Genomic DNA, 23,007 nt, shown 5'->3' with positions numbered 1-23,007 from the left:
GAATAAAAATCTGGCTTTTCGCGCTTTTTAGTTCAACTGTCATCTGAGTGCAATCACAGGATTCTGCAAAACATTGCTTACGATCTTGATCTGCACGCAGTGTATAATTAGATTACTCATCTAAATCGATTGTGATCGAGGTTTATTTGTCATATTTCCAGCAAGCCATTACCGAACTGATTAACCGTGTAAAGGATGCAAATGACGGGGAAACTCGTCTGGTTCAAGTTCTACCGCAAAAACCTGATTTTGCGTGCATTGATTGGTTACAAGCCCAGCCTTTGTTTCCAAAGTTTTATTGGCAATCACGAGATACCCAAGAAGAAGTGGTGGCGTTAGGCCAGTTGTACACTTTTACTGATCCAGCTCCGGCGTATGCTTGCATTAACGAAGGGCAGCGTATTTGGGGGGGGCGTTCTTTTGATGGCCAAACTGACAAAAATCCCGATTGTCCAGAATCGTTTTTTTTCTTACCGCAAATAGAGTTGATTCGTGAAGAGACGTGTTGGTCTTTGGCGGTTAACTTTCACCACGATAAGCAGCTTGCAATAAAAGCGTTAAGCGGATTAAAGCAGCAAGTCAGCAATCTTTTGCCATTATCTGCTCATGTTAACAAGATGAGCCATAGCCCCGAACAGCCTCAATGGTCGCAATTAGTTGAGCAAGCTCTGACGGGTATTGAGCAACAAGCGTTTAAAAAAGTGGTGTTAGCGCGCAAGACAACCCTTGAACTCGACACGGCTATTTGTGGCACTCAATTACTGAAATCAAGCATTGAACATAATCATCAGAGTTTTCATTTTATGTTGGCGCTTGATGACACTCACTGCTTTTTAGGTTCGACACCAGAGCGCTTGTATCAACGCTTAGGCTCTGATCTTTATACTGAAGCACTGGCTGGTACGATTGGACGCGGCGATAGCGCGAGCCAAGACATGAAGCTCGCGAATTGGCTTTCTCAAGACAGCAAAAATCTCAACGAAAACCAATTTGTTGTTGATGACATCATTGAACGTCTGACGCCATATTCTGAATCAGTGACTGTGGAGCACGAGGTGCGTTTGGTGCGTCTACGTAAAGTGCAACACCTCAAACGTAGCATTCGCGCTCATCTTCAATCCGGTGTGAATGGCGTTCAGCTGCTTTCTTGTTTGCAACCTACCGCTGCCGTAGCAGGCTTACCACGAAAAGAGTCGATGGACTTTATTCAAAAACATGAGCCTTTTGCTCGTAGCTGGTACGCGGGTTCTATGGGCTATATCAGCCATGAAAAAGCCGAGTTTTGTGTTGCGATTCGCAGTGCGCAAGTGGTCGACGAACAGGTTCATCTTTATGCTGGCGCGGGGATCGTTCCCGGCTCAATTGCTGAACATGAATGGCAAGAGCTGAATAAGAAAATGGCAACGTTATTGTCGTTAATTACTGACCATCCACCATTGGGAGTAGCCTCTTAATGGCTCAACAACCGCCAATCTCAGATCAAGCGATACTCAACCGAATTTGGTCGCAAACTTTATTAGAAGAGTTAGCGCGTTTCGGCGTCGAGCAAATTTGTGTGGCGCCGGGCTCTCGCTCGACGCCATTAACGTTAGAAGCGGCTGCTAACCCCAAGCTGAACATTCATACTCACTTTGATGAACGTGGGCTAGGCTTTCTTGCATTAGGCTTAGCAAAAGCGAGCCGTAAGCCGGTGGCCATCGTTGTTACTTCGGGCACTGCGGTGGCTAATTTATTGCCAGCCATTGCAGAAGCTAAGCTAACCGGTGAAAAGCTGGTGGTATTAACCGCTGATAGACCGGTTGAACTAGTCGATTGCGGCTCGAATCAGGCGATAGTACAAAGCGGTATTTTCTCATCTCATGTAACTGCGAATCTTGAGCTTCCAACGCCAAGTGAACAAGTTTCGCTGCGTTGGTTACTGACTTCTATTGATGATGTTATGTATCGCCAGCAGCAATTTGGCAGTGCGGTGCATATTAACTGTCCGTTCCCTGAGCCGCTCTATTCCGAGCAAGACAAGTCCATTTACCAAGGCTATTTAGCACAGGTTTCGGCTTGGCAGCAAAGTCAGCAGCCGTACGTCAATAAAGTGATACCTCAGGCTTGCTTCACGACTGATATTGATGTGAGCTGGATGACTCGTAAAGGTGTACTCGTTGTCGGTAGCGTGGAGCTCAAAGAGACTAAACTAGCGCTGCAACTAGCAAAGTATTTAGGGTGGCCTCTGCTTTGTGACCCACAATCTGGTTGCACCAGTGAGTGGGCTCATTTTGATATTTGGCTGCAAGATGCTAAGGCCAAAAACGAGCTTAGTGAAGCGCAAGTTGTGGTTCAGCTTGGTTCACGAATCGTTTCTAAACGCCTTAACCAATGGTTGAGCACTGTAGTGGAGCAGGGCGCGGAGTATCACTATGTGAGCCCGCAGTTATCACGTAACAACCAAGCCCACTTACCACAAATACACCATCAAAGCGGGCTAAAGTCTTGGCTTGAAACGCACATAGAACGAAGTTACGACTTGGTTATTGATAATGCAGGCTGGGCAGACTCTCTCAAAGTAGAAAGCCAACGAGTTGCCAACATTGCAAAAGACTTGTGTGCCGGAAATACCTCTCTGTCAGAGTTAGAACTCGCGTTAACCTTGTCGCAATTACCAAGTCAGACTGAGCTATTTTTAGGCAATAGCTTGTTTGTTCGCTTGGTCGATATGTTCTCTAAAATTAATGACTTAACCGTTTATTCAAATCGAGGTGCTTCAGGTATTGATGGTTTAGTAGCCACTACTGCCGGAGTGGTACGAGCAAATCAACAGCCAAGTGTGTTGTATATTGGCGATACGTCGCTGCTTTACGATGTGAATTCTTTGGCGCTGTTTACTCATCAGCAAACCCCTGTGGTCATTGTGGTGACCAATAACGATGGCGGCGCTATTTTTGATTTGCTGCCAGTACCACAACAGCAAAAACAGGCGTTGTATCAAATGCCGCATGGTTTTGATTTTAGCCACGCTGCGCAGCAATTTAAGCTTGGTTACCAGTTGGTGACGACTCGCCAAGCGTATCAACAGCAGCTAGAAAACCATTTACAGTCTGGAAGCGGTGCACTGCTATTAGAGATACAAACGCCTCCAGAACAAGCGTCGAGCCAAATTAAACAGGTACTGAATCAGTTACATGCTTGCTTATAGCTATCATCAACCGAAACGCCTAAAGACAGATGCACCATTATTGGTGTTTCTGCATGGCCTATTAGGGGATGGTCATGATTGGCAAGCATGTATCGAGCACCTTTCTGACTGGCCGTGCATTACCCTTGATTTGCCCGGACATGGTCAAAGTAAACACATTGTGTGTGATGATTTTGCCCACGTTTGTCAGCTCATTTCTGACACTTTACTTACTCTAATAAAAGACAATTCTTCTATTGTATTAATCGGTTACTCACTCGGTGGGCGTATTGCTATGCATGGCATCGCCAATCATGCTTTTAATGGTTTGTATATTCCATTGGCTATGATTGAGGGGGGTAACTTCGGGTTACAGACCAAGCAAGAAAAGCAGCAGCGCTGGCAGGCGGATTGTGACTGGGCAAACCGTTTCAAATCTGAGCCAATTGAACAGGTATTGAACGATTGGTATCGCCAAGCGGTATTTTCTTCATTAAACCATGCGCAAAGACAAACTTTCATTCGTCGCCGCAGTGCTAATCTAGGCCCAGCAATAGGACACATGCTGCAAGCCACATCGCTTGCGAAGCAATCGTATTTACTCAATGAATTACGCAATAGCAGTACGCAGTTACACTATATATGCGGCGAAAAGGATCATAAGTTCAGCCAAATGGCGCAAGCCAGTGGCTTAGCTTTCAGTCAAATCGCAAATGCAGGGCATAACGTACATAAAGAACAACCCCAAGCATTTGCAGACCAAATTAAAGAACGAATCTGCACTCATTTCGGTGAGTGAATAGCTAAAACAAACAGGAATCACCATGGCTAAAACAGTAGGTATTTCAGAACAAGAATTATACGCACCAGTGAACTGGCAAGATTGTAGCGATCAGTTTGAAGACATTCATTATCACAAGTCGGAAGATGGCATCGCGAAAATCACCATTGCACGTCCACAGGTACGTAACGCGTTTCGCCCACAAACAGTAAAAGAGATGATCAATGCACTCGCGGATGCTCGCTATGATGAGCAGGTCGGTGTGATTATCCTAACCGGTTTGGGTGAAGATGCGTTCTGCTCTGGCGGTGACCAAAAGATCCGTGGCGATTACGGCGGCTACCAAGATGATAGCGGTACTCACCACTTAAACGTATTGGACTTCCAACGTCAAATTCGTACTTGTCCTAAACCAGTTATCGCAGCTGTTGCTGGCTGGGCAGTTGGCGGCGGCCACGTACTTCACATGATGTGTGACCTAACCATCGCTGCTGAAAATGCGCAATTTGGACAAACTGGCCCGAAAGTCGGTTCATTTGATGGCGGCTGGGGTGCTTCATACATGGCACGTATCGTGGGTCAGAAGAAGGCTCGTGAAATTTGGTTCTTATGTCGTTTTTACGATGCACAAGAAGCTCTGGATATGGGCCTAGTTAACACGGTTGTGCCACTTGAAGATCTAGAGAAAGAGACCGTTCGTTGGTGTCGTGAAACATTGCAGCACAGCCCAATGGCGTTACGCTGCCTGAAAGCAGCCCTAAATGCTGACTGTGATGGTCAAGCGGGTCTGCAAGAGCTAGCGGGTAACGCAACCATGATGTTCTACATGACGGAAGAGGGCCAAGAAGGCCGTAACGCGTTCAACGAGAAGCGTCGTCCTGATTTCAATAAATTTCCTCGTAACCCATAGAGATCATTAGGATTCGCAACAGCAATGAAAATAAAGTGAGATTAGATTGAATCTTAATAGATGTAATCGGGTCTATATCATTGCTGTTTGTTCGTTTTATGAGTCCCTTTAACGAGTGAAAGAGAAAGATTATGAGGTCAGCTAAACTGTACCGATACGCTCTGCCAATGGATAGTGGAGTGATATTACGCGAGCGTCGATTGACCGAGCGTGAAGGGTTCATTATTGAACTCGCAGAAGAGGGTAAAATCGGTCGTGCCGAAGTTGCACCTTTGCAAGGTTTTAGCACTGAAACCATGGAAGAAGCCTATTCTCAACTGGTTGAACACTTGAGCGCATGGCAACAAAACAAGACGCTTGAACAAAGCGAAATGTACCCATCCGTTGCTTATGGTTTGTCGATGGCTCAGCTTGAACTGAACCAAGGTTTACCTGCTGAAGGTAACTATGATTCAGCGCCTCTGTGTAGCGGTGACCCTGATGAGTTATTACCAAAATTGCTTAATATGGAAGGCAAGAAAGTCGCCAAAATTAAAGTTGGCCTTTATGAGCCGATTCGTGATGGCATGGTGGTGAATCTGTTCTTAGAGTCGATTCCTGAGCTTACTCTGCGTTTGGATGCTAATCGCGCTTGGACAAAAGAGAAAGCGCTCAAGTTTGCGAGCTACGTGACGCCATCATTCAGACAACGCATTGAGTTCATCGAAGAGCCATGTAAAGTGCCGGGCGACAGCTTCTCGTTTGCGATTGATACGGGCATCGCGGTGGCATGGGATGAAACCTTGCAACATGCAGTGCGCAAGCCAGATTTCAAGCTGGCGGACTTTACGGGCGCGAAAACCATCGTTATCAAGCCAATGTTAATTGGTTCGGTTGAGACTTGCGTATCGCTGATTGAGCAAGCGAAAGCGATGGGTATCAAAGCGGTGATCAGTTCAAGTATTGAAAGTAGCTTAGGCTTGAATCAATTAGCTCGCTTAGCTAAATGGTTGTTGCCTGATGAAGTGCCGGGGCTAGATACTAATAGCCTGTTTGCTTCTCAGCTTGAAGTACCATGGCCGGGTAGTGATTTGCCAATCGCTAAGCTGTCAGATCAAGCGTTAATCTGGCAAGCTTAATGGCAGCTAACACGCCAGTACAAAACTGGGCTCGCACGAGCCCAGATTCCCTCGCTCTTACCACACCAAATTATTCACTCACTTGGTTACAGCTACAGTCACGCATTGACCACCTTAGTATTCAGCTAGACCAGCAAGGCATTACGCAAGGTGATGTTGTCACCTGTATTGGTCGAAACAGTGATCAATTGCTACTGCTCTACTTAGCCTGTATTCAATCTGGAGTGATATGCGCCTTTAGCATGCCAGAGCCGCAGCAAAAGTTAGCCGACAAGCTAGAACGATTATATTCATCGAGTCATGATGCTTTGATTTGGTCTACTGGTGATATGAGTTCTTTTGACGTTGTAACTAGTGAACGATTGGTCAAGTTAGACTTTGCGAGTTCTGACGAGATCTCCGACGATAGTCGCCTTTCACCAGTTGCATTTTCACCTCAGCAGTTGTGCTCGATAGTGTTCACCTCTGGCTCGACGGGCGCACCTAAGGCCGTTGCACATCAGTTCACTCAGCATCAAGCTTCTGCTCAAGGCTTGCTTGAGCAGTTTCAGTTTATTCAAGGCGATACTTGGCTGTTAAGCCTACCTATGTACCATGTTTCTGGTTTAGCGATCGTGCATCGTTGGTTAAGTGTTGGTGCATGTTTAAAAGTCGGCATAGGCGATCTCGCCCAAGATATACAAGGGGTTAGCCATGCCTCCCTTGTTGCAGCCCAATTAACTCGCCTATTGGCAGACAACCAGCCATTGTCTTTGAGCCATGTTTTGCTTGGTGGTAGCCATGTTGATTTATCATTGAGTCAAGATGCGGCCAAACGAGGCATTGAAACATGGTTTGGCTATGGTATGACGGAAGCGGCCTCAACGGTGACAGCGAAAAGAATTGATGCAAACTACAGTGCGGGGAAGACGTTACCTCAACGGCAGTTAGAGATTCGAAATGGTCGTATTTGGGTTGGTGGAGAAACCATCGCCAGTGGCTATTTTCAACAAGGTAAGCTCGAGCCGATTTTAGATTCCGAGGGTTGGTTTGATACCAAAGATCTTGGCCGTTGGTCAGCGCAAGATGAGTTGATCATTGTCGGTCGCGCAGACAACCAGTTTATTTCTGGTGGCGAAAACATTCACTGTGAAGAGATTGAACAAGTGCTTGCCCAGCACCCAAACGTATCACAGGTCATTGTTGTTCCTGTCGAAAATGAAGAGTATGGCGCTCGCCCAGTCGCACTGATTAGCGGTGAGGCTGATTTAGAGTTGAACGATATTGATGCTTGGTTGAAAGACAAACTCGTGCGATTTAAACAGCCAGACGCTTATCTAAAGCTACCTCAGCATTTATTGGCAGGCGGAATCAAACTCTCGCGACGAGATGTCAAACACTGGCTGGCGGAAAATACGGTTTGGGTTCCGCTTTAGGCGGTTTCTAGTGACGCAAAGTTATATCACAGAGCAAAAGTGAATTTCGCACTCTTATATCCATAATTCATAATAACCTGAATGGAATTGTCTATAAGGATATAAGAAGTGAAGCTAGCGTTAATTATGATTGCGTTGCTTAGCATAGGCGTAGCAACGCAAACCTTAGGTTTATACCGTTCGATTGCGGAGTTGGTCGCGTTTGTGTGTGTGGCTGCGGCGGTTATCCTATATCGTAAGCATAAGCGCCGCAAAGAGGTGTTTGAACCTGAGGAGCTTTAGGCGAGCATTAGCCATGCTAATGAGCTTGTAGAAACAAGAACCCAGAGTGTTACGCCGTACATTAGCGGTTTTGCTCCTGCTGAGCGCAGTTTCCCTACCGAAATGCCACAACCAATCAAGAATAAACACACCACCAGCGTTTTCTTCGCCAGATCAAAGATGATTTGATATACCGCTTCGAACTGAGGCAAAGCGTCGCTGATGCCGATAGCTGCGCAGTAAAATAGAATGAAGTAAGGGATGGTGATTTTCTTAGAATCATTGCGAAATATAAACGCGCTAACGAATGCCACAGGAATAATCCACAATGCGCGCGCGAGCTTTAGCGTAGTGGCGGTTGTCAGCGCTTCTTCTCCATACGCAGATGCCGCGCCAACCACTGACGAAGTATCATGAATCGCAATCGCTGCCCACGTACCAAAAGTGTGCTGATCTAACCCTAGAGCATGGCCAATTACCGGGAAGATGAACAGCGCCACGGAGTTAAGAACAAACACGGTTGCCAGAGCTAAACCAATTTGTTCATCTTCTGCTTTGATCGCAGGAGAAACTGCCGCGATGGCACTGCCACCGCAAATAGCGGTGCCAGAGGCAATCAAGTAGCCCAGTTTTTGATCAAGTTTCAGTAATTTGGTTAGCCACCAGCCAACGATTAACGTACCAGAAATAGTCGCAATGATGATGCCGATACCGTCAGTCGTTACAGCGAGAGCTTGCTCAAAATGGATACCAAATCCTAAACCAACAATAGAGTAGGCGAGTAGCTTTTTGGTAATCTTCGCCAGGTTGAGCTCGGTGGGAACTAAGCCCAAAGAAGCAAGCAAAAAGCCGATAACGAGTGCCGTCGGTGAAGTGACATATGGAGTTAAACAAGCGACAAGAGCCAGTGCAAAAATAAAGTAATGTTTATAGTTGTTCATTATTGTGGATGGTATAAAAAATAGTTTGGAACAGAACGTTATTTTAGCTTAACGATGATGGTCAGTAAGTCTGAATGTTTTGAACGCCTGTTCAGAAAAACTGAACAGGCGTTTTTAGTTAATAAGCTAAAAGGGTGGGGCTGTTAGCGCCAATCGCCTCGTAATGCTGATACTTTCTCGTGCATGACCACTGTGGTGGCGTTTTTCGGATCAACCGGTTCACCCGCTTCAATCTCAAGTTTTGACCAAAAACGCTTTGGTCGGCCTTTGCATGCTCTACCTTTGTATCGGCTGAAATAGCTTCCCCAGAGCCCTTTTAAAGCCATTGGAATAACAGGAACCGGACTACGGCGCAAGATGATGTCCATGCCGCGCATAAACTCGTTTATCTCGCCATCAGAAGTGAGCCTGCCTTCAGGGAATATACACACGATATGACCTTCGCTGAGTGCTTTTTCTACTTCGGAAAATGCTGTGCGAATCGAGCCTCGGCGCGTCGCAGAGATAGGGATAACACCCGCCCGTTTCAGAAAGCGCCTTAATGGCGGTAAGTTGGCGTACTCTTCTTCCATAACAAAGCGAATGAGCCGTGGGCACACCGCGCTGAGCAATAGAGCATCCATGTAGCTTACGTGGTTACATACAATCAGTGCGCCGCCTTTTTCAGGTAGGTGATGAAGGTTTTTATGATTTACGCGGTACATAGTATGGGTGACTACCCACATTAAAAAACGCACCACGAAAATAGGCACTTGTAAGAATAGATAAGCAGCCACTAGAAAGTTAAGCGCTGCCAATAATGCGAACAGTTGTGGGATGGTCAGTTCAATGACGCTGAGGCAAATAATGCCAAGAACTGCGCTGCCAACCATAAATAAAGAGTTATAGATATTGAGAGCAGCGATAACCTGAGCGCGCTGAGTGACCTTTGCTCGTTGCTGCATCATCGCGTAGAGAGGCACAATAAAAACGCCGCCTGATGCACCTAGCAATAGTAAGTAAGTAAAGACTGGCCAAAGCGCTTGGTGGCTTACAAACTCAACAAAATTAGTAAACTGCGGCAACGAATCGGGCACTGAACGTGCCATCAACCACCCAAAGATAGTGATGCCAAGGCTGCCTAAAGGCACGATACCGACTTCAATGCGATGGTTAGAGAGCTTATCGCACGCCAATGAGCCTATGGCGATACCAACGGAAAACAGCGCGAGTAGAAACGAAACGGCGCTTTCATTGCCGTTGAGATAAATCTTGGTGAAGTTAGGGAACTGGGTAAGATAAGCTGCACCCAAGAACCAGAACCAACTTATGGCCATGATTGATTGGAAAATCACGCGGTCAGATTTCGCAATAGCGATCGTCTGTTTGGTCTGTTTTACTGGCTGCCAGCGGAACTTAAGATCTGGCGCAGCAGCGGGTGCTTCTGGAATGGAACGACTGGCCAGATAGCCAAACAGCGCAAACACCACCACACTTCCTGCCGCTGCATATCGGGCGTTCTCGATTGAGGCAATAACCCCAGCGCCGAGCGTACCGAGTAGGATGGCTAAGAAGGTGCCTGTTTCAACGAGAGCGTTACCTGGGACCAATTCTTTAGGTTTAAGTTGTTGAGGCAGAAGCGCATATTTTACTGGGCCGAAGAAGGCTGACTGTGTGCCCATTAAAAACAGCAAAAATAGCAAAATAACGTAGCTTTGAGTGAGAAAGCCGATAGCGCCAAGGCACATGATGCCTATTTCAGCTAACTTAACTTTGCGGATAAACCAAGATTTCTCGTACTTATCGGCCAACACCCCCGCGGATGCTGAAAATAAGAAAAACGGTAGGATAAACAGACCAGCAGCAAGATTAATGAATAAATTACTTGAGACAGGTAAAGCGCCAGCGCCTGCAAACGCGACGAATAGCAACAAGACGTTTTTGAATATATTGTCGTTGAATGCGCCAAAAAACTGGGTAATGAAGTAAGGTAAGAAGCGTCTCTGAGTTAAAAGGGACGCTTGATTTTGCTGTGGCATTGCATGTCCTTTTGCTTACCAGTTGGCTAGATAGTTCGAAAGTAAGTTTTCAATGAGTTGGTTGCCATCAATTGGCTCTGCGGCAAAAAACTTGTCATCCACACTAAGCAGTGTGATGCCGTGAACACCTGACCACAACACGCGGCTGGCTTGTAACACTTCTGCATCAGAGCGCTGTGGAGCAAGCACGCGTAGTAAGCTTTCCAGCATACCTGTCATATTATCAATACGCTCACTTTGCCATTCAGGTAGGGTTTCACCATTCATATTGTGCTCAAAGATCAACTGCCAACGATGCGGATGGCGCTGAGCAAACTCATGGTAAAGGTAAGCTAACGCATATAAAGCCGTCTTTGGATCTTTGCTCTTGTTGACGACTTGCTTGGCTTCAACTGACAGCTCATCCAATGTTTGTGCGACCGCGTGCAATAGCAAAAGGTTGTAGTTGCCAAACACGTTAACCAAGGTACTAGGAACGTAACCAATCATATTGGCGATTTTGCGCAAGCTAAGTTCATGGTAAGAGTTATCTTCTAAAAACTCTTTTACCGTCTTCAAAGTCAGTGCGATGAGCTGTTCGCGGGTGTGATCGTTTCTGCGTGCCATAGTTACCTAAGAAATGTGGAGCTTAAGTTAAAAGAACAATGTTCAATATTCTAATGAGGTACTACCACTAGCGTCAACCGGCGTAAGTAGCATATTTGCAATATTCTGATACATGAATTCAAGTATAGAATGTTCCAATCTGGTATAGAGAGCGCTAATATTAAAATTGAAAGTAAAGTACCCTAAGGAAAAACATGAAACGACTTTTTTCTCTAGTGGCGTTACTCATGGTCTCTGTGGCCATTACGCCGATAGCGGAAGCTAAAAAGTTTGGTGGCGGTAAGTCTTTTGGCAAGAGCTTTAAGACAGCACCAGCGCCTAAACAACAAAAACAAAACACCAACACGGTAGGTAAAGAGCAAACTGCGAAGCAAAGCTCAAGCAAAAAAGGTTTGATGGGCGGTATTCTTGGCGGCCTATTAGCGGGTGGTCTACTTGCTGCGTTCTTTGGTGGTGCGTTTGAAGGTATCCAGTTCATGGATATTCTCATCATGGGTTTGATTGCGTTTGTGATCTTCAAACTGATGCGCGGTCTACTCGGGGCGAAGCAAGGCAGTATGAATCAGCATCAACGCCAACAGCCTGCCTTTGGTGGTAATGCACCTAAGTTTGAGCAACCAAACGTGCAAAACTTTGAACAGCAGCCAAACGTAAATCAAGGCGGCTTTGGTTTCGGTTCGCAAACAGACGTACCTCACAATTACCCACCGGGCTTCGACCAAGCGGCATTTGTGAATGGTTCGCGTGAGCATTACCGTATTTTGCAAGGCGCGTGGAACCACAACCAGCTAGAAACGATTGAAGAATACGTTTCTCCGAGCCTCTACCAAGATTTAAAAGCGGAACGCGCAAAACTGAGCGGCGAGCAACACACAGACGTTATGTATGTGGATGCAGAAATCGTTCGTGCCGATCATGATGCGAGCAAAGCTCAGCTGAGCTTGCAGTTTAGTGGTCGTTACCGTGATGCGGTTGAAGGTATTGAAGATAACATCGAAGATATCTGGCACTTGGAACGTGATCTAACGGTACCAAATGCACCATGGTTGATTGTTGGCATTCAAGGCTAATTGTTACCAAGCTAACATTGCTAAAAACGCCCAAGTGAAAGCTTGGGCGTTTTTTTATCGCTGGTTTATACTCGCTTAAAATTCATTATAAAAAGGAAAGTAAAGTGGCTGACTTTAAATATAAAAACCTCACCCAAGAGCAACAAGATAAGCTAGATGCGCAGGTATTCCGTCGTTTGTTGGCGCATCTTGATGACAACAAAGACGTACAAAATATTGATTTGATGATCTTGGCGGGTTTCTGCCGTAATTGCTTCAGTAAGTGGTATAAAGCAGAAGCAGACCAGCAAGGCTTGGATTTAGACATCGATGATGCTCGCGAACGAGTGTATGGCATGACTTATGATGAGTGGAAACAGAATCATCAACCGAAGGCAACGCCAGAGCAGTTGGCGGCATTTGAGGCACGCCAGAAAGATAAATAAATAATGTAGAGGCAGCTTATGGCTGCCTCTGTGACGTTTGGCTCGGTTATTTTCTGTTACTTTAATCGCGCAATTCCTTTTTAATGGCGGGCTTAATATCTATGACTGGCGTTCCGTCTAAGCAATCTAATCCTTTTACCGTAATACAGCCATTATTGATGGACTCGATTGGTAATACGGCCGCGCCAATTGGATTTGGTCGATGAGGGGAGCGTAATGCAAACGTTCCTTTGGTTATCCCTTGCTTACCTTCTTGAACCATTTGACTTCGCTGCGCTTGCTCTAACCAATACAGAATCAAAATTTCCTCACCAGTTTTGAGCCCTTCTAAGCCAGATTTATACGAGTCAAACAACATAATTTGGCAATTTGGACCATCCGTATCGATGTTACTAGGGCATTGGGTGAGTGATGTATAAGGTGTTGCGATAGTCCCGATATAATTGATCTCTGCTCTCATGTAAGCACTCCTATTGTTCGTCTTTCATTGATGTAAAGGTATAAAGCAAAATAGTGATCAAAATAATCACGCCACCAATTACGCTGGTCAGTGTTGGTATCTCAGTAAAGAACAAAAATCCCCACACAGGCGCCAGGACAGTCTCTAGCATCAACGTCATTGATACTTCTGCGGCGGTGATATAACGAGTCGCGACCATAGACATAACGCGACCGAGCGGTGCACTGAATAACCCCATCGCCCCCATAATGATCCATGTACTGATGTCATAGCTGCTTGGCTCAGCAAAAAAAGCCATAACGATGGCGAGTAGAAGCCCGCCTAAACCAACACTCGCTAATCGGCTCACTTGTTGATATTTGCGTAGCAAGGTAAACATCAGCCCAAGACAGATAACTGAGAAAAGCGCTAGAGCATCGCCAAACCAATGGCCTGAGCTCATTGAACCTGATACGACAATGCCGATACCAACCATAACGGTAACAATCGCTACGATGGTGGAGCGGCTGGTTTTTTCTCGCAATATGAGCCAGCTAAAGATAGCGGCAATCGCGGGTGATGCACTCAGGATGATAAAGGTGTTGGCAATTGAAGTATTTTTGATACTAAAGACAAGCCCTGAAGCGCTACCTAGCATCAGTATGCTAGCCAACAGCAAGGGCCAACCGCTTTGAAAAACAGCTTGTTTTATGCCTCTTTTATCGGTTGCTTTAAGCAATAACGGCATTGAAATAGCGCTAAATAGGCCGAACAAGAAAGCGGTATCAAAGCCACTAACTCCAGCAAAACGGATGAATACGGGGTCAATACTCATGAGCAACGCCCCAATTAAGGCGATAAGAAACCCACGAGTTCGGTAGTTGTTGTTAGCGAAAGCTCGGGTAATAAGAGTCGTCATAAAAGTTCTCCACTATAAAATCATACTCGCGAGTATGATTTTATAGTGGTACTCTGTCAATTAAAATCATACTAACAAGTATGATTAGTGCTTTGAGGCTGATGATGAGTAAAATTGAACAAAACAGAGAAAAGAAAAGGCGTGCGATTTTAGATTCGGCAAAATCTGTATTTTTATCAGAGGGATATAGCGCCGCCAGTATGGACGAGATTGCTGCACAGGCTAAGATAACTAAACAGACGCTTTACCGTTATTTCCCTTCGAAAATACAGCTTTTTCATGCGGCTTTGCAGCAAATAGGCGCTAATTATAATGACCGATCCTCTCAACATTTAGCTCTGCAGGATACACGTGAAGCTTTGATTGCGTTTGCGACTGAATTTGTTCAATTTCATCTATCTCCAGAGCATATCGCCACGCAAAGGTTGCTGATTGTTGAGGCTGCTCAAGCTCCTGAAGTTGTGGAAAGCTTCATGAATATTGGGCCGAATGACACGCATCATGTGTTAGAAGTCTTCTTTCATGAACGACTAGGGCTGACGCAAGCTAAGACGAAAATAGAATTGTGGTTAGGTATGCTGTTAGCCCCGCGTTCGGGGGCTCTATTAGGACTGGCGGCTTGGAGTCAAGCTCAGATAGAACAACACGCAATAGAGGCAACGGATTTACTCCTTACGTCCATTAAATAGTGTTACTTAAGAACGACCGTTCTAGTTACTAACTAACTTAGCGACTTTTTGTGGCCATGGATCGGCAAAATGTTTGCCATTTTGCCAATCAATCAACTCACTCTCGGTCAGCAGGCAATCTTTGAGCGCTTGAATAAAGCTATCGGCTTCCTCGGTTTGGCCGATCACGGTTAGTTTGCAGCGGCGATCGCCAAAACGGCTTTCTGTACTATCTATTTTCTGCTGAACAATTTGTCGCTGTTTATCGGTAAGGTTTTGGCCATCATCTTCCAACACTGCCGCGCGCCAAAAGCCGACGACTTCTAAGCCTACGCTACCGTTGGTTTGACTCCAAAGTAATGAAACATCATCTCTGGTGGGTAACCAAAAGAATCCCTTGCTGCGAAATACCCCTTTTGTAAGGTGTTGATGGCAGGTTTGCCAAAGCCTTTCTGGGTGAAAAGGCCGATCGTCTTCAAGCACTTTTGCGACAATCCTTTGATTGGCTTTGCCTGATAGATTCAGTGGAGCGTTGGCTTGTGCTCTTAACTCTTCGGTTAACTGCGCCACAAGGTGATAGTTGTATTCTTGGTTTTGCAATAGGTGTTGCGCAGAGATATTTCCCCAACTCACACTGTTAATCGCAGCATAAGGGTTAATTGGGTGAATGTTTTTCCCAATCGTTTGGATTGTCTCTGCGTCCAATCGATCGGATTTGGTCAGCAGTATTTGATTGGAAAACATCATCTGTTCCACCAACACATTTTCTATTCCGCGTGTATTTTGAGCGAGATTGTTCTGCCAGTTTGGTATCAGTGATTTTCCAGCATTAAAATCTTGTGCTAGCCAAGTGGCATCAACAAGGGTAATCACACTACTTAGGCGAAATTTGCTTTGGCCTTTGAAGTATTCAACCAAAGGTAAAGGGTGGCTGCTACCAGAGCTTTCAATCAAAATCCAAGCAGGTTTTTGGCTTGCAAGTGTTTTTAGGCTCTTGTGCAGTTGCTTCACGCCATTTGGGCTGCTGATGCTGTCACCACTGATAGTGGCAAAGTTGCCTTGCGCTTCATTGACCGCATCGGTGTTGGCAATGAGCACACCATCAACGTTCAGTTCACTCATATCGTTAACCAATACCGAAGGCGCGGGGTGCTTATCGTTTGAACGAGTGATAATGCTTCGTAGAAGGGTGGTTTTTCCTGAACCAAGAAAGCCGTGCAAGACGACAACGGGAATGCGAGCCACGGTAGATGTCCTTTATTTGGTTTGATGTTATAACATAACAAAAGTTAATTGGGATATCTAACTTGGATTTCAGGCAAATGTCGTTTAATTGGGAAGTAGCGTAGCTTGTTTAGTAGTTTAGAGCTAAGTAAAGGAGAGTAAGGGAGTAAGTGATTTCAGGCTTCACCTACTCCCTTATACGTTATTGTGATTAGTTAATCGGCGTTGAGCTCACCGGTGGCTTCAAAGGCTTCAAGCTTGGCCATGTATGGCTGTAAGTCACCGATGTTTTGCGCTACCCACTCAGGGTTGTAGTAAGTATCTAAGTAGCGTTCGCCACTATCACACAGTAATGTGACAATTGATCCTGTCTCGCCACGTTTTTTCATTTCGCTTGCTAGCTGAAGTACGCCATAAAGGTTAGTACCGGTTGATGCACCCACTTTGCGCCCCAAGACTTTCTCAAGCCAGTGTGCAGTGGCTACGGAAGCCGCATCTTTAATAGTGCGCATTTCGTCGATAACGCCAGGGATAAAACTTGGTTCAACACGAGGGCGACCAATACCTTCAATCTTGCTGCCGCAATCGCCGGTTAGGTTAGCATTGCCTGTTTTGAAGTAGTCGTGGAATACGGAGTTTTCTGGGTCTACGACACACAGTTTTGTGTCGTGTTTTTGGTAACGGATAAAGCGGCCAATGGTTGCAGATGTGCCACCAGTACCCGGGCTCATTACGACCCATGCTGGAATAGGGTGATCTTCTAGCTCCATTTGGCTGAAGATAGAGTTAGCGATGTTGTTGTTACCACGCCAGTCAGTTGCGCGCTCAGCGTAGGTGAACTGGTCCATATAATGGCCGTTTAGCTCATTCGCAAGGCGGTGTGATTCTGCATAAATTTGGTCTGAACGATCAACAAGGTGAGCTTGACCGCCGTAGAACTCAATTTGTTCGATTTTTTTACGTGCAGTGCATTTCGGCATCACGGCAATAAATGGCAAACCTAATAAACGAGCAAAGTATGCTTCAGAAACCGCAGTACTGCCAGAAGATGATTCAATGATGGTCGTTTCAGGGCCAACCCAACCATTACAAATCGCATATAAAAACAGTGAGCGAGCCAGACGGTGCTTTAGAGAGCCTGTTGGGTGGGTGCTTTCATCTTTTAGGTAAATGTCGATACCTGCAACGCTAGGCAAATCGAGTTTGATTAGATGGGTATCCGCAGATCGTTGGTAATCGGCTTCAATTTTACGAACAGCGTTGTTAATCCAGTTATGGTCAGTACACATCAGACTCTCTCCAATTAATTATTATGTTAATAATCTACCTATAATTAGAGAGAAAACCTTTGCTAAATTGCCTTCGATTTTCCTATTATGGAGAAAATTATTCTCCAAATGAGTATTGTTGAGAAATGGAACTGGATAAAACAGACAGAAAGATACTCAGTTTGCTGCAAAATGATGCCACTTTGTCGTTAAATGAGTTGGCAGAAGCGGTGAACTTGACCACAACACCGTGTTGGAAGCGTCTTAAAAAGCTCGAAGATCAAGGCGTTATTCAAAAGCGTGTGGCACTGCTTAACCCAGATAAGCTCGATCTTTCATTTACTGCATTTGTTATGGTTAAAACCAGTGATCACTCCCATGAGTGGTATAGCCAATTTGTTGAAACCGTTTCAGAGTTTCCAGAGGTGATGGAGTTTTATCGAATGGCAGGGGAATATGACTACATGCTGAAAGTGTTGGTTAAAGATATGCCGTGTTTTGATCGCTTCTATAAAAAGCTGGTTAACTCGGTGGTGGGCATCTCTAATGTGACGTCTACCTTTGCGATGGAGCCACTTAAATACACCACTGCTTTACCGTTGTAGCTTGATTTTACTGGCATAGAAAAGGGCTCTTAGAGCCCTTTTCTTATTAGTGGTTGATTGAGCTTAGCCAGTGAAACGCATCACGCCTTCTTGTACCGCTGAAGCAACGAGATCGCCATTGCGATTGAAGATCTCACCTCTTACTAAGCCGCGAGTATTGCTCGCCGTCGGGCTTTCAATCGAATAGAGCAGCCATTCATCCATCTTAAATGGGCGATGGAACCAGATAGAGTGGTCAATGGTCGCCACTTGGAACTTAGGTGTAAGCAGTGAAACCCCATGAGGGTGTAGGGCAGTTGTCAGGAAGCCCCAGTCAGACGCGTAGGCCAATAGATATTGGTGAATGAGTTGGTTATCTGGCATTTCACCGTTAGCCTTAATCCAAAGGTACTGTTTCGCTTCGACCTTCTGTGGCTTTAACGGGTTCACAACCGTAACAGGGCGCATCTCAATGGACTTCTCACCGCAGAAAGTTTTCTGCAATTTTTCAGGTAAGAAATCTTTGATTTGCTCTGCCAGTTGAGACTCTGACGCAAAGTTCTCTGGTCCCGGAATATCAGGCATAGTGTTTTGGTGTTCAAAGCCCGGCGCATCACCATGATAAGACGCGGTGAGGTAGAAAATAGGTCGCCCGTTTTGAATGGCTTTCACTCGGCGAGTGCTAAAACTACGGCCATCACGTAAATTTTCTACGTCATAGATAATAGGCTTTTCAGGATCGCCCGGATATAAGAAGTAGCTGTGAAATGAGTGTACGGTTCTATCTTCTGCGACGGTGTAACGTGCCGCTGATAGTGCTTGGCCGATAACTTGACCACCGTAAACTTGAGGAAGACCTAAGTGTTCACTTTGGCCGCGGTATAGCCCTTCTTCAAGTTTTTCGAGCTGCAACAAGATAAGTAGCTCGGTGAGAGGTTTACTCATAGTTTTGATATTCCGTTAAAAATTCTAAGTCCATTTTACCCTACTTGGTTGAGTATAGAGCAAATACTCATTAAAAATTGACACAGTCAAAAGTGGGTCAATAGATTGCGCGTCAGCATGACTTTAGTGAACCCCATATCTATAATGGATTTATAGGCTCATAACTATCTAATTTATAAAGGGGCACGTTATGAAAAAAGCACTGATGTTGGCCATATCGGTATTGTTTGGCGCTCTGCTTATTGGTTGTCAATCAAACTCATCTCAACAAGGCGTTCAATTGCAAACTATTTCCGGTTCTGTTGCTTATCGTGAGCGAATTGCACTACCTGAACACGCAGTCGTGACGGTAAAATTGCAAGACGTTTCGCTTGCAGATGCACCAGCAAAAGTCATTGCGGAGCAAACCATTCAAACTAATGGCGCGCAAGTACCGTTTGACTTCAAGCTGATGTATGACGCGAGTTCAATTATCCCTAATCATACTTACAGTGTAAGTGCGAGAATTGAAGTCGACGGTAAACTACGTTTCATTACTGACACTATCAACCCAGCGATCACTGACGCGAACAACACTACACAGTTTAACCTGATGTTGGTTGGCGTGCGCTAGATAGCAAAATGGATGGCAACTGAACTAAGGTTGCCATCTATATTGTTTCATCGATATTTTCCCTGCCGCACTGACTTGCACGCCTTCGGCAATGAGTGCTCTTTTCTGCCTAAGCAAATCATCACCTTTTAAAGAAATTTGTCCTTGAGCATTGGTCACGCGGTGCCATGGTAAAGTTGAGCCTTCAGGTAAACGGCTTAACGCTTTACCGACATGGCGTGCATAACCGGGATAACCCGCCATTTTTGCAATTTCACCGTAACTTGTGATTTTTCCATGTGGAATTTGGTGAATTACAGCAAAGATTTGCACTAAAAACTGGTCCATACTTTTACTTGATGTGTTGACGATAAGATTCAGTAAACTGAGATGAATCTGAATATTGTGCAATGAATGCGTATAGGTCAACACCCTAATTCGATGTTTCCAAGGATGGGATAAGGAGAGGGTATGCTGTTTTCGACTGTGCAGTTTTTTATTGCTGCTATTTTGGCTGTCATTTGTGCCAGAGTGATCGGACATAGTGATGGCGATATACCGTTGCTTGCGGTATTAATCCCGGTTTTGTGGTTCATTCCTCGTCGCAGTTTTTCCACTGTTACTTTCTTATTGGCTTCTGCTGTTTATGGCTTAACCTTGCCTTACCAATCTATTACGCTTTCGGTCAGTCTTTGGGTGCTGTTCCCATTGCTCATGGTGGTCTTTTCTCATCGGAGTAACTTGGGGGTTATGGTCACTATTGGTTTGATTGTGTCCGCGCTACTGGTTGGAATTATGACCACTCAAGCGGCAGGAAGGCTGGAAGGGTCAGCATGGGTTACCGTAATACAAACGCTCGCAATTTCTACCGTTTGGTGGTCTATTCGTTATTGGCAACCAACCAAACAGCATAGCTGGTGGGCGCTACTGTTGATCGTGCCACTTTGGATTGCACAGTTAGGTTATGCGGTACTGTTCGCCTTGTCTGTGGTGGGTATCATGGCTGCCATGGAGAGCCTAGCGAAGCTAAAGAACTTCCGTTGGAGCAAGTTGCTGTGCTGGACGTTACCCTCAGTGGGATTCGCGGCGTTGGTATTAGCGCCGAGCGTTGAAGTGCCAAATCCTGTGTTCGTTGTATGGTTATGCCTGTTGGGTACAGCATGGATTGCAGACTATATCTTGCAAAGTGTCGAACATCACGAAGAAATATAACTAAACAGCATGCCATCTGTTGGACTGGTGACAAAAATATGACAATATGTTCACATAATGTTCAACCAGTGGCACAGTTTACTTAATAAGCAGCAAGCAAGTGAGCCAATGCCCTAACGGTAAACCGCGATTATTTTAAAAGTTATGGTTAGGTTAAGCGCACTTTGTTCTCTGTTTCTATTGCTCGTCAGCTCGGCGTTCGCCATGCCTTCGTCTTCGAGCAAAGCATATCGTATCGCGATGGAAGCGGACGACGTCGTCAGTCGAGTTTTGTTTGATTCATTGGCGGATGAATTCAATCTATCGATTGAATACGTTTATTACCCCAGTTTTAATGACATTCTCACCGCGGTTGAACTGGGCGAAAGTGATTTTGCCGCCAATGTCACTTATACCTCTCAGCGCTCTCACCGGTTCGATTTCTCAAGCCCGACCAATATTGAATACACCTATCTTTATAGCTTTTCTAACTACACGTTAGATTCCATTGATACCGTGGGTATCCCAAAAGGGACAATTTATGGCGATCTGATTCGAGAGCATTACCCCTCGATTAAACAAGTAGAATACTTAGGGCATGAGCACGCAAGGCAACTTCTCAATGATGGCGTTGTAGATGGAGTAGTCGATGCCATCAATCAGCTAAAACCCATGCTGATGGCAGGGCTTGATGCGCAGCTACTTAATCACCAAATTTCAATTAAGCCTGTTTCTCTGATTGCACCTAAAAATAAGTATGCGGAACAGTTGAAACAGTTTGAAGCCTATATCCACTCGGCGTCAGTGCAAAAGCTGTTACGAGAGACGATCCGCGATTACCAATTTAATATTCGTCAGAAAGCGCTGAGGCAAATGGTGGTCGACAGTGGTATTGACCGCAGTAAGCTACTGCGCATGAAAATTGAGAATGCCGCGCATTTTGCCAGCTACCAAGACAATGGAACAGTGACAGGCATTACCCCTGATGTGCTTTATTCTGCTTGCCATATTCTGATGCTGAACTGTCAATTACTTAGCCATGCAGATGAGCCATGGGATCAGATGTACAGTGATTTTCAGTCTCAAAAAATTGAAATCATTTCGCCGCTAGCTAAGTCTGAATCCCGTAAACAGCTCGCTTATTTTAGTGACCCTTATGTCATCTCTCACGGTGTGATGATCAAGCGAGAAGGGTATAAAGAGAATGTCTATAGCAATGTGTCTGAGCTGATTGTTGAGCGAATCGGCGTTCAGAAAGATGACTTTTATCATGAGTTGTTAGCGCAAATGTTGCCGCAGAAAAAGCTTTATACTTACAGCAATACGCAACAGCAGGTCGCGGCATTGATGAGCCGTGAAGTGGACTACATTGCAATCAGCAGAGCCAGTTTTCACCAAGTACTCCGAGATTCCAATACATTACTGCCATTGGTCGAAGATGAGTTATTGGGTGAAATTTATTCCTCTGAATTGACGATTGGTTTTGTCAAAAATGATTTGGGCGAGGCGCTTGTGCCTTTATTTAATCGCGCCATCAAAATCATGGATTTAGAAAAAATCATCAGTCGCCATGACATTCAGCCAGATTGGAAAGCCACGCTGCAAACTGAGCAACGTTTTGCGCGTAAAAGCATTGCCTTGTTTGTGCTAGTTTTGATGGCCACTTTCATTTTTGTTATTTATCTGCATCATCAATCCAACACTGACAACCTAACTAAATTGCGTAACCGCCGCTCGCTGCAGCGACGGTTTAGACAAGGTATTGCCGCTAACCAGACGCTCATCTATTTGGATGTAAACAAGTTCAAACCCATCAATGACACCTTTGGTCACGAGGTTGGTGATCAAGTGCTTAAGGATATTGCTAAAAAGATTCAACTGTATTGGAAAGGCCAAAGCTATCGAATTGGTGGCGATGAATTTATATTGGTCGGCACGGTCAGTTCGGTAGAGCTCAGCTACGCATTGATTAATTTGCAAAAAATGCAGTTCACCTCTTTGGATAATACCATTCAACTGGATGTCTCATTGGCGTTTGGGGTTTCTAAACCGCGCGCCGAAACCATGAGCCTAGAAGATGTGATGCATGAGGCGGATTTGTCCATGTACTCGAACAAGCGCAAAATAGCAGAAAACGAAGTACAACTTAATCGAGCATCTTCGCTAAAAACGCAACTCGCTAATTAAATGATTTTGCTTAGTTAATTATCAAAACGCGGTTACTTTGTTTATTTGCTAGGCAGTTAAACTGAAATGAGCGCTTTAATTGCGATTGGCACTTGCAATAGCGCAAGTGATACCTGATAATTCACGCACTCTCTGGTTAACAGAGATGCTCTATGGAGGCCCTGGTCCTCCCGCAACAATAGCTCGTGAACTCGGTCAGGTCCGGAAGGAAGCAGCCGCAGCGAGTGACTTGTGTGCCGGGATGTGGCTGGGGCTTCCACCCATCTAGCGTTTGTAAAT

The 23,007-nt window shown here is 45.3% G+C and carries 23 protein-coding genes and 1 other RNA gene; 15 read left to right on the top strand and 9 right to left on the bottom strand.

What is annotated here, in order from left to right:
* Window positions 1–146 precede the first annotated feature (146 nt).
* The 7 genes from OH461_RS05855 to OH461_RS05825 all read left to right on the top strand — a co-directional run bounded on the left by OH461_RS05855 (window position 147) and on the right by OH461_RS05825 (window position 7,672).
* Entirely contained in the window at window positions 147–1,454 is a 1,308-nt protein-coding gene (locus OH461_RS05855) for an isochorismate synthase (protein ID WP_270019662.1), read from the top strand.
* Entirely contained in the window at window positions 1,454–3,187 is a 1,734-nt protein-coding gene (gene menD / locus OH461_RS05850) for a 2-succinyl-5-enolpyruvyl-6-hydroxy-3-cyclohexene-1-carboxylic-acid synthase (protein ID WP_270019661.1), read from the top strand. The genes OH461_RS05855 and menD overlap by 1 nt, the downstream gene beginning before the upstream one ends.
* Window positions 3,174–3,965, top strand: coding sequence for a 2-succinyl-6-hydroxy-2,4-cyclohexadiene-1-carboxylate synthase (gene menH / locus OH461_RS05845; RefSeq protein ID WP_270019660.1), 792 nt, complete (start codon window positions 3,174–3,176; stop codon window positions 3,963–3,965). Before menD ends, menH begins: the two co-directional genes overlap by 14 nt.
* Before the next feature lie 25 nt (window positions 3,966–3,990).
* A complete protein-coding gene (gene menB, locus OH461_RS05840) occupies window positions 3,991–4,857 on the top strand; it encodes a 1,4-dihydroxy-2-naphthoyl-CoA synthase (RefSeq protein ID WP_270019659.1) in 867 nt (288 codons plus the stop codon).
* A gap of 131 nt (window positions 4,858–4,988) precedes the next feature.
* Window positions 4,989–5,975 carry an o-succinylbenzoate synthase gene (gene menC / locus OH461_RS05835; protein WP_270019658.1) on the top strand — a complete coding sequence of 329 codons (987 nt, stop codon included), beginning with the start codon at window positions 4,989–4,991 and terminating at the stop codon, window positions 5,973–5,975.
* Window positions 5,975–7,390 carry an o-succinylbenzoate--CoA ligase gene (gene menE, locus OH461_RS05830; protein WP_270019657.1) on the top strand — a complete coding sequence of 472 codons (1,416 nt, stop codon included), beginning with the start codon at window positions 5,975–5,977 and terminating at the stop codon, window positions 7,388–7,390. Before menC ends, menE begins: the two co-directional genes overlap by 1 nt.
* A gap of 108 nt (window positions 7,391–7,498) precedes the next feature.
* Window positions 7,499–7,672 (top strand): hypothetical protein, encoded by a 174-nt coding sequence (locus tag OH461_RS05825; protein ID WP_270019656.1) that lies wholly within the window; start codon window positions 7,499–7,501, stop codon window positions 7,670–7,672.
* On the opposite strand, the gene OH461_RS05820 is transcribed toward OH461_RS05825, so the two are convergent.
* From OH461_RS05820 to OH461_RS05810, 3 genes are all read right to left on the bottom strand, one after another.
* On the bottom strand, window positions 7,669–8,592 hold the full coding sequence (locus tag OH461_RS05820) for a YeiH family protein (protein WP_270019655.1): 924 nt from the start codon (window positions 8,590–8,592) through the stop codon (window positions 7,669–7,671). The genes OH461_RS05825 and OH461_RS05820 overlap by 4 nt on opposite strands.
* Window positions 8,593–8,735: 143 nt before the next feature.
* A complete protein-coding gene (locus tag OH461_RS05815; RefSeq protein WP_270019654.1) occupies window positions 8,736–10,610 on the bottom strand; it encodes an MFS transporter in 1,875 nt (624 codons plus the stop codon).
* A 15-nt stretch (window positions 10,611–10,625) separates the two neighbouring features.
* Complete coding sequence (locus OH461_RS05810; RefSeq protein ID WP_270019653.1) at window positions 10,626–11,216, bottom strand: TetR/AcrR family transcriptional regulator; 591 nt, start codon at window positions 11,214–11,216, stop codon at window positions 10,626–10,628.
* A gap of 194 nt (window positions 11,217–11,410) precedes the next feature.
* Here OH461_RS05810 and OH461_RS05805 point away from each other — a divergent pair, with 194 nt between their 5' ends.
* Window positions 11,411–12,286: a Tim44 domain-containing protein gene (locus OH461_RS05805; protein ID WP_270019652.1), complete on the top strand. Its 876-nt coding sequence runs from the start codon at window positions 11,411–11,413 to the stop codon at window positions 12,284–12,286.
* Window positions 12,287–12,390: 104 nt separating this feature from the next.
* Window positions 12,391–12,711, top strand: a complete 321-nt coding sequence (locus OH461_RS05800; protein ID WP_270019651.1) for a DUF1244 domain-containing protein — start codon at window positions 12,391–12,393, stop codon at window positions 12,709–12,711.
* Window positions 12,712–12,772: 61 nt separating this feature from the next.
* Here the strand turns inward: OH461_RS05800 and tsaA are convergent, their stop codons facing one another.
* Both tsaA and OH461_RS05790 read right to left on the bottom strand, forming a co-directional pair.
* Complete coding sequence (gene tsaA / locus OH461_RS05795; protein WP_270019650.1) at window positions 12,773–13,171, bottom strand: tRNA (N6-threonylcarbamoyladenosine(37)-N6)-methyltransferase TrmO; 399 nt, start codon at window positions 13,169–13,171, stop codon at window positions 12,773–12,775.
* 10 nt (window positions 13,172–13,181) lie between these two features.
* Window positions 13,182–14,069, bottom strand: a complete 888-nt coding sequence (locus tag OH461_RS05790) for a DMT family transporter (RefSeq protein WP_270019649.1) — start codon at window positions 14,067–14,069, stop codon at window positions 13,182–13,184.
* A gap of 101 nt (window positions 14,070–14,170) precedes the next feature.
* Between OH461_RS05790 and OH461_RS05785 the strand changes: the two genes are divergently transcribed.
* Window positions 14,171–14,758 carry a TetR/AcrR family transcriptional regulator gene (locus OH461_RS05785; protein WP_270019648.1) on the top strand — a complete coding sequence of 196 codons (588 nt, stop codon included), beginning with the start codon at window positions 14,171–14,173 and terminating at the stop codon, window positions 14,756–14,758.
* A 21-nt stretch (window positions 14,759–14,779) separates the two neighbouring features.
* On the opposite strand, the gene OH461_RS05780 is transcribed toward OH461_RS05785, so the two are convergent.
* Window positions 14,780–15,982, bottom strand: a complete 1,203-nt coding sequence (locus OH461_RS05780; RefSeq protein ID WP_270019647.1) for a CobW family GTP-binding protein — start codon at window positions 15,980–15,982, stop codon at window positions 14,780–14,782.
* 194 nt (window positions 15,983–16,176) lie between these two features.
* Window positions 16,177–17,250 (bottom strand): PLP-dependent cysteine synthase family protein, encoded by a 1,074-nt coding sequence (locus OH461_RS05775; RefSeq protein ID WP_270019646.1) that lies wholly within the window; start codon window positions 17,248–17,250, stop codon window positions 16,177–16,179.
* 125 nt (window positions 17,251–17,375) lie between these two features.
* On the opposite strand from OH461_RS05775, the gene OH461_RS05770 reads away from it, so the two are divergent.
* Window positions 17,376–17,834, top strand: a complete 459-nt coding sequence (locus OH461_RS05770) for an Lrp/AsnC family transcriptional regulator (RefSeq protein WP_270019645.1) — start codon at window positions 17,376–17,378, stop codon at window positions 17,832–17,834.
* A gap of 63 nt (window positions 17,835–17,897) precedes the next feature.
* On the opposite strand, the gene tesB is transcribed toward OH461_RS05770, so the two are convergent.
* Window positions 17,898–18,758: an acyl-CoA thioesterase II gene (gene tesB, locus OH461_RS05765; protein WP_270019644.1), complete on the bottom strand. Its 861-nt coding sequence runs from the start codon at window positions 18,756–18,758 to the stop codon at window positions 17,898–17,900.
* 190 nt (window positions 18,759–18,948) lie between these two features.
* Here tesB and OH461_RS05760 point away from each other — a divergent pair, with 190 nt between their 5' ends.
* Complete coding sequence (locus OH461_RS05760) at window positions 18,949–19,371, top strand: YbaY family lipoprotein (RefSeq protein WP_270019643.1); 423 nt, start codon at window positions 18,949–18,951, stop codon at window positions 19,369–19,371.
* A gap of 24 nt (window positions 19,372–19,395) precedes the next feature.
* Here the strand turns inward: OH461_RS05760 and OH461_RS05755 are convergent, their stop codons facing one another.
* Window positions 19,396–19,698 carry an MGMT family protein gene (locus tag OH461_RS05755; protein WP_270019642.1) on the bottom strand — a complete coding sequence of 101 codons (303 nt, stop codon included), beginning with the start codon at window positions 19,696–19,698 and terminating at the stop codon, window positions 19,396–19,398.
* A 123-nt stretch (window positions 19,699–19,821) separates the two neighbouring features.
* On the opposite strand from OH461_RS05755, the gene OH461_RS05750 reads away from it, so the two are divergent.
* From OH461_RS05750 to ffs, 3 genes are all read left to right on the top strand, one after another.
* On the top strand, window positions 19,822–20,562 hold the full coding sequence (locus OH461_RS05750) for a hypothetical protein (RefSeq protein ID WP_270019641.1): 741 nt from the start codon (window positions 19,822–19,824) through the stop codon (window positions 20,560–20,562).
* 204 nt (window positions 20,563–20,766) lie between these two features.
* Window positions 20,767–22,728 (top strand): GGDEF domain-containing protein, encoded by a 1,962-nt coding sequence (locus OH461_RS05745; protein WP_270019640.1) that lies wholly within the window; start codon window positions 20,767–20,769, stop codon window positions 22,726–22,728.
* A 159-nt stretch (window positions 22,729–22,887) separates the two neighbouring features.
* An RNA gene (ffs, locus tag OH461_RS05740) (signal recognition particle sRNA small type) lies at window positions 22,888–22,984 on the top strand.
* The last annotated feature ends 23 nt before the right edge of the window (window positions 22,985–23,007 follow it).

Origin of the sequence: Vibrio sp. LaRot3, from assembly GCF_027587025.1 — a bacterium.
Lineage (GTDB): Bacteria > Pseudomonadota > Gammaproteobacteria > Enterobacterales > Vibrionaceae > Vibrio.
This window is presented reverse-complemented; position numbering and strand designations above follow the sequence as displayed.

Excerpts from the sequence above, each read along its gene's own strand:
- menD (WP_270019661.1), top strand. The coding sequence starts at position 1,454 with ATGGCTCAACAACCGCCAATCTCAGATCAAGCGATACTCAACCGAATT.
- menH (WP_270019660.1), top strand. The coding sequence starts at position 3,174 with ATGCTTGCTTATAGCTATCATCAACCGAAACGCCTAAAGACAGATGCA.
- menB (WP_270019659.1), top strand. The coding sequence starts at position 3,991 with ATGGCTAAAACAGTAGGTATTTCAGAACAAGAATTATACGCACCAGTG.
- menC (WP_270019658.1), top strand. The coding sequence starts at position 4,989 with ATGAGGTCAGCTAAACTGTACCGATACGCTCTGCCAATGGATAGTGGA.
- menE (WP_270019657.1), top strand. The coding sequence starts at position 5,975 with ATGGCAGCTAACACGCCAGTACAAAACTGGGCTCGCACGAGCCCAGAT.
- OH461_RS05820 (WP_270019655.1), bottom strand. The coding sequence starts at position 8,592 with ATGAACAACTATAAACATTACTTTATTTTTGCACTGGCTCTTGTCGCT.
- OH461_RS05815 (WP_270019654.1), bottom strand. The coding sequence starts at position 10,610 with ATGCCACAGCAAAATCAAGCGTCCCTTTTAACTCAGAGACGCTTCTTA.
- OH461_RS05810 (WP_270019653.1), bottom strand. The coding sequence starts at position 11,216 with ATGGCACGCAGAAACGATCACACCCGCGAACAGCTCATCGCACTGACT.
- OH461_RS05805 (WP_270019652.1), top strand. The coding sequence starts at position 11,411 with ATGAAACGACTTTTTTCTCTAGTGGCGTTACTCATGGTCTCTGTGGCC.
- tsaA (WP_270019650.1), bottom strand. The coding sequence starts at position 13,171 with ATGAGAGCAGAGATCAATTATATCGGGACTATCGCAACACCTTATACA.
- OH461_RS05790 (WP_270019649.1), bottom strand. The coding sequence starts at position 14,069 with ATGACGACTCTTATTACCCGAGCTTTCGCTAACAACAACTACCGAACT.
- OH461_RS05785 (WP_270019648.1), top strand. The coding sequence starts at position 14,171 with ATGATGAGTAAAATTGAACAAAACAGAGAAAAGAAAAGGCGTGCGATT.
- OH461_RS05775 (WP_270019646.1), bottom strand. The coding sequence starts at position 17,250 with ATGTGTACTGACCATAACTGGATTAACAACGCTGTTCGTAAAATTGAA.
- OH461_RS05770 (WP_270019645.1), top strand. The coding sequence starts at position 17,376 with ATGGAACTGGATAAAACAGACAGAAAGATACTCAGTTTGCTGCAAAAT.
- tesB (WP_270019644.1), bottom strand. The coding sequence starts at position 18,758 with ATGAGTAAACCTCTCACCGAGCTACTTATCTTGTTGCAGCTCGAAAAA.
- OH461_RS05760 (WP_270019643.1), top strand. The coding sequence starts at position 18,949 with ATGAAAAAAGCACTGATGTTGGCCATATCGGTATTGTTTGGCGCTCTG.
- OH461_RS05755 (WP_270019642.1), bottom strand. The coding sequence starts at position 19,698 with ATGGACCAGTTTTTAGTGCAAATCTTTGCTGTAATTCACCAAATTCCA.
- OH461_RS05750 (WP_270019641.1), top strand. The coding sequence starts at position 19,822 with ATGCTGTTTTCGACTGTGCAGTTTTTTATTGCTGCTATTTTGGCTGTC.
- OH461_RS05745 (WP_270019640.1), top strand. The coding sequence starts at position 20,767 with ATGCCTTCGTCTTCGAGCAAAGCATATCGTATCGCGATGGAAGCGGAC.